The following is a 4653-nucleotide window of genomic DNA, read 5'->3' as shown; positions in this document are numbered from 1 at the left end:
CGGGCCGATAGCCGTTCGCGCTCAATTCCGCGAAGACCGGACACTGGTCGGCCGGGTTACCGGTCCACTGCACCGAGGTCTGCCGGGAACTGCTCTTGCGAACCAGCACCTCGGCATGGCATGCCTGACACCGCAGCGGCGTCAGGCCGCCCTCCAGGTAACGCTCCTTGTCCACGACCGTCTGGGCCCGCACCGCGTCCCGCCGGGCGGGCTGGTCGGCGAAGTCGGGTGCTTTCGCCCAGCTGGTCATATCAGACTCCTGCCTCCGCCTGGTCGGCGTCCGCTTCTTCTTCGCGCTTGCGCCGCAGGTTCTCTTCGACCTCGGCTTCCCACGCTTCGTTCGCCTTCGTGGTGTCGACCTCGAATTCGAACCGCTGGGTCATCTTCTCCGTCACCTCGGCGACGTCGACGTAGAACTGGTCGTACCAGCGACGCAACTGGTAGACCGGGCCGTCCTCCTCGGTGAGGAGCGGGTTCTCGACCTTGGATTTATGCTTCCAGATCTCGACGTCCTGCAGGAAACCGTCGCCGAAGAAATCGGCCATGGTCCGGGCCAGGTTCTGCGCGGTCGCGTCGTCGAGACCCTTGGGCTTCTCGACGGTCAGGCCCCACTGCAGCATGAACGAATCCTGCGTCACCGGGTAGTGGCAGTTGATCAGCTGCACCTTGATCTCGTAGCCGCCGTAGCTGTTGATGAGCGGGTTGATCATGTAGGACGGGCCGAAGTAGGACGCCTCCGACTTCAGCAGTTGCTCGCCGGCGTACTTGGCGCCGGCACCGACGTCCGGGCGGCCCTTGGTCTCCAGGAACTGAGTGGCGACATGGCCCTCGAACACGTTCTTGAAGTAGGTCGGGAACGCGAAGTGGATATAGAAGAAATGCGCCATATCCACGACGTTGTCGATGATCTCGCGGCAGTTCGCGCCCTCGATCAGCAGGTTGTTCCAGGTCCACTCGGTCCAGCCGCTGTCCAGTTCCTCCACCGGGTTGCCGTCGGCGTCGGTGTAGGGGCCCTCGATATGCGGGATGGTGACCTCGGGTGGCGGCTCGTTGCGCTCGTGGTCGTGCCAGACGAAGAACTGGCCGTTGCGTTCGAGGGTCGTCCACCGCCGCGTCTTCGCCAGCGGGGGCACCCGCCGGGCGTAGGGGATGGACGTGCATTTACCGTTCGCGCCCCAGCGCCAATCGTGGAACGGGCAGGCGATATCGTCGCCCTTCACCTCGCCCATGCTGAGGTCGCCGCCCATATGGCGGCAGTACGCGTCGAGCACGTGCAACTCGCCCGCGCTGTCCTCCCAGACCACGAGCTTGGTCCCGAACGCTTTCACCGAATGCGGTTTGCCATCCCGGAAGTTCTGCGCCAGCCCCAGGCAATGCCATCCGCGCGCGTACCGGGTGGGAGCCGAACCGACGTCCAGCTCCCGAACCTTGCCGCCGCCGCTGGGCGGGGTTACTGCCATCGCGATTCCTCCTCCTGCTGTACTAGAACACGTTACAAAACTGGCGTCCCGAGCGCCAGCGATTCGCGCCACATCCAGCGCATGTCCTATAACGGCCGCATACCGACACCGGTTCTCGACATGAACAAGAACGTGTTCTAGTCTCAGAAGTAAATTCTGCCCACGAGCAGATCACCATTGGTTAGTAAACGACCAGGCAGGAGCAGGGCCGGAGATGACGCGAGAAGTGACCGAACGGGTCGAAGCGCTGTTGCCCACGCTGCGCGCCCGCGCACAGGAAGCCGAAGATCTTCGGCAGATCCCCGAGGAGTCCATCAAGGACCTGCAGGAGGCCGGTTTCTTCCGGTTGCTGCAGCCCAAGCAGTGGGGCGGCCTGGCCGCCGACCCCGTCGTCTTCTACGACACCGTCCGCAAGATCGCCAGCGCCTGCGGGTCCACCGGCTGGGTGGCCGGCATCATCGGCGTCCACAACTGGCATCTGGCCCTGTTCGGCCAGCAGGCCCAGGACGAGGTGTGGGGCGACAACACCGATGTCCGGATCTCCTCCTCCTACGCGCCCATGGGCGCCGGCACGGTGGTCGACGGCGGCTACCAGGTGAGCGGATCGTGGGCATGGTCGTCGGGGTCCGGGCACGCCGACTGGACCTTCGTCGGCGGACCGGTGATCAAGAACGGCAAGCCGGTCGACTTCGGCAGCTTCCTCATCCCGCGCTCGGAATACGAGATCGACGATGTCTGGAACGTGGTCGGCCTGCGCGGCACCGGTTCCAACACCCTCGTGGTCAAGGACGTGTTCGTGCCCACGCACCGCTTCCTCAGCTACAAGACCATGAACGATCTGGCCTCGCCCGGTCTGGAGAACAACACCGACCCGGTGTACAAGATGCCGTGGGGCACCATCCACCCCACCACCATCTCCGCCCCCATCGTCGGTATGGCCTACGGCGCGTACGAGGCGCACGTCGAGCATCAGGGCAAGCGGCTGCGCGCGGCCTACGCGGGCGAGAAGGCCAAGGAGGATCCGTTCACCAAGGTGCGGATCGCGGAGGCCTCCAGCGATATCGACGCGGCCTGGCGGCAGCTGTCGGGCAATGTGGCAGACGAGTACGCCCTGCTGCTCGAGGGCAAGGAGATCCCCTTCGACCTGCGCGTGCGCGCCCGGCGCGACCAGGTCCGCGCGACCGGCCGGGCCATTGCCTCGATCGACAAACTGTTCGAGAGCTCGGGCGCGACCGCCCTGGTCAACGGCACTCCGCTGCAGCGTTTCTGGCGTGACGCGCACGCCGGCCGGGTGCACGCCTCCAACGATCCCGAGCGGGCCTACGTCATGTACGGCACCCACGAGTTCGGTCTCCCGGTCTCCGACGGGATGGTGTGATGACCTCGACCGCCGAACTCACCTACGAGTCCACCTCGAAGTTCGCGCAGGTGCGGCCGGATCTGAAACTGCATTACCACGAGGCCGGGGTCGGCAACGGCCCCACCATCGTGCTGCTGCACGGCGGCGGTCCGGGTGCCTCGTCGTGGTCGAACTTCTCCCGCAACATCCCGGTGCTGGCCCGCGACTTCCATGTGATCGCGGTCGACCAGCCCGGGTACGGGCAGTCGGACAAGCCGACCGAACATCCGCAGTACTTCGTGCACAGTTCGTCGGCGCTGAAGGATCTGCTCGACACCCTGGACATCACCGGCCGCGTCCACCTGCTCGGCAACTCGCTCGGCGGCGGGGCCGCGGTGCGGTTCGCGCTCGACTACCCCGACCGCGCCGGGAAGCTGATCCTGATGGGGCCGGGCGGGCTGAGCAGCAATCTCTTCGCTCCCGACCCCACCGAGGGCGTCAAACTGCTGGGCAAGTTCAACTACGAACCCACCCGGGAGAACCTCGAGGCGTTCCTGCGGATCATGGTGTTCGACCAGTCCCTGGTGACCCCGGAACTGATCGAGGAACGGTTCGCCTCCGCGAGCACCCCCGAGGCGCTCGCCGCGACCCGCGCCATGGGCAAATCCTTCGCGAGCGCCGATTTCGAGAAGGGCATGCTCTGGCGCGACGCCTACAAGCTGCGCCAGCCGGTCCTGCTGATCTGGGGTCGCGAAGACCGGGTGAACCCGCTCGACGGCGCGCTGATCGCGCTCAAGAACATCCCCCGCGCCCAGTTGCACGTTTTCGGTGGCTGTGGACACTGGGCGCAGCTGGAGAAGTTCGCCGAATTCAACCGGCTCGCAATAGATTTCCTGCTCGGCGTCAAGGAGAAATGACGATGAGTATCAAGGCACTCGGGTATATGCGCATCGAGGCCACCGATATGGCGGCCTGGCGCGAATACGGCCTGAAGGTGCTCGGCATGATGGAGGGCAGCGGGAACAACCCCGACGCGCTCTACCTGCGGATGGATGATTTCGCGGCCCGCTTGGTGATCGTGCCCGGCGAGAAGGACCGGCTGCTGGTCTCGGGCTGGGAGGTCACCGACGGGCCCGCGCTGCAGCGGCTGCGGGAGACTCTGGAGAAGAACGGCATCGCGTTCGAGGAAGGCACCAAGGCGGAGCTCGACGAGCGTCGCGTGGAGGGGATGATCCGGTTCCAGGACCCCTCCGAGAACACCCTCGAGGCGTTCTACGGCGCGCAGTACCTCGGACGCCGGTTCGTCAGCCCGTACGGCCACAAGTTCGTCACCGCCGAACAGGGCCTCGGCCATGTGGTGCTGACCTGCTCCGACGATGCCGCCGCGCAGGCGTTCTACCAGGACATCCTGGGCTTCCGGCTGCGGGATTCCATGCGGCTGCCGCCCCAGCTGGTGGGTCGGCCGGAGGACGGGGACCCGGCCTGGCTGCGGTTCTACGGCTGCAACCCGCGCCACCACGCGCTGGCGTTCATGCCGCTGCCCAACCCGACCGGCATCGTCCACCTCATGGTCGAGGTGGAGAATTCCGACGACGTCGGACTGTGCCTGGACCGGGCCATGCGCAAGAAGGTGAAGATGTCGGCCACCCTGGGCCGGCATATCAACGACAAGATGCTGTCGTTCTATATGAAGACCCCCGGCGGGTTCGATGTCGAATTCGGCTGTGAGGGTCTGGAAGTCGACGACCACAGCTGGATCGCGCGGGAATCCACCGCGGTGAGCCTGTGGGGCCACGACTTCTCGGTCGGTTTCAAGTGATCTCCGGCCGGGCCCGGTGCGATACTCGCACCGGG

At 65.7% G+C, this 4653-nt stretch carries 5 protein-coding genes; 3 read left to right on the top strand and 2 right to left on the bottom strand.

The features are described 5' to 3' along the window. The coding region (locus tag ACWDU1_RS29765; RefSeq protein WP_450003547.1) for a hypothetical protein at positions 1–250 on the bottom strand (250 nt) is incomplete at its 3' end. Between the two features lies 1 nt (position 251). Further along, on the bottom strand, positions 252–1460 hold the full coding sequence (locus ACWDU1_RS29760) for a Rieske 2Fe-2S domain-containing protein (protein WP_450003545.1): 1209 nt from the start codon (positions 1458–1460) through the stop codon (positions 252–254). Positions 1461–1674: 214 nt separating this feature from the next. On the opposite strand from ACWDU1_RS29760, the gene hsaA reads away from it, so the two are divergent. The 3 genes from hsaA to hsaC are packed head-to-tail and all read left to right on the top strand — an operon-like array spanning position 1675 to position 4618. Then, positions 1675–2838, top strand: a complete 1164-nt coding sequence (gene hsaA, locus ACWDU1_RS29755) for a 3-hydroxy-9,10-secoandrosta-1,3,5(10)-triene-9,17-dione monooxygenase oxygenase subunit (protein WP_450003544.1) — start codon at positions 1675–1677, stop codon at positions 2836–2838. Next, positions 2838–3716 carry a 4,5:9,10-diseco-3-hydroxy-5,9,17-trioxoandrosta-1(10),2-diene-4-oate hydrolase gene (gene hsaD / locus ACWDU1_RS29750; protein ID WP_450003542.1) on the top strand — a complete coding sequence of 293 codons (879 nt, stop codon included), beginning with the start codon at positions 2838–2840 and terminating at the stop codon, positions 3714–3716. Before hsaA ends, hsaD begins: the two co-directional genes overlap by 1 nt. A gap of 2 nt (positions 3717–3718) precedes the next feature. Continuing rightward, a complete protein-coding gene (gene hsaC / locus ACWDU1_RS29745; protein WP_450003541.1) occupies positions 3719–4618 on the top strand; it encodes an iron-dependent extradiol dioxygenase HsaC in 900 nt (299 codons plus the stop codon). The last annotated feature ends 35 nt before the right edge of the window (positions 4619–4653 follow it).

The organism is Nocardia sp. NPDC003345 (genome assembly GCF_053589395.1).
Note: the sequence above shows the minus strand (reverse complement) of the source record. Positions and strands in the feature narration are given on the sequence as shown.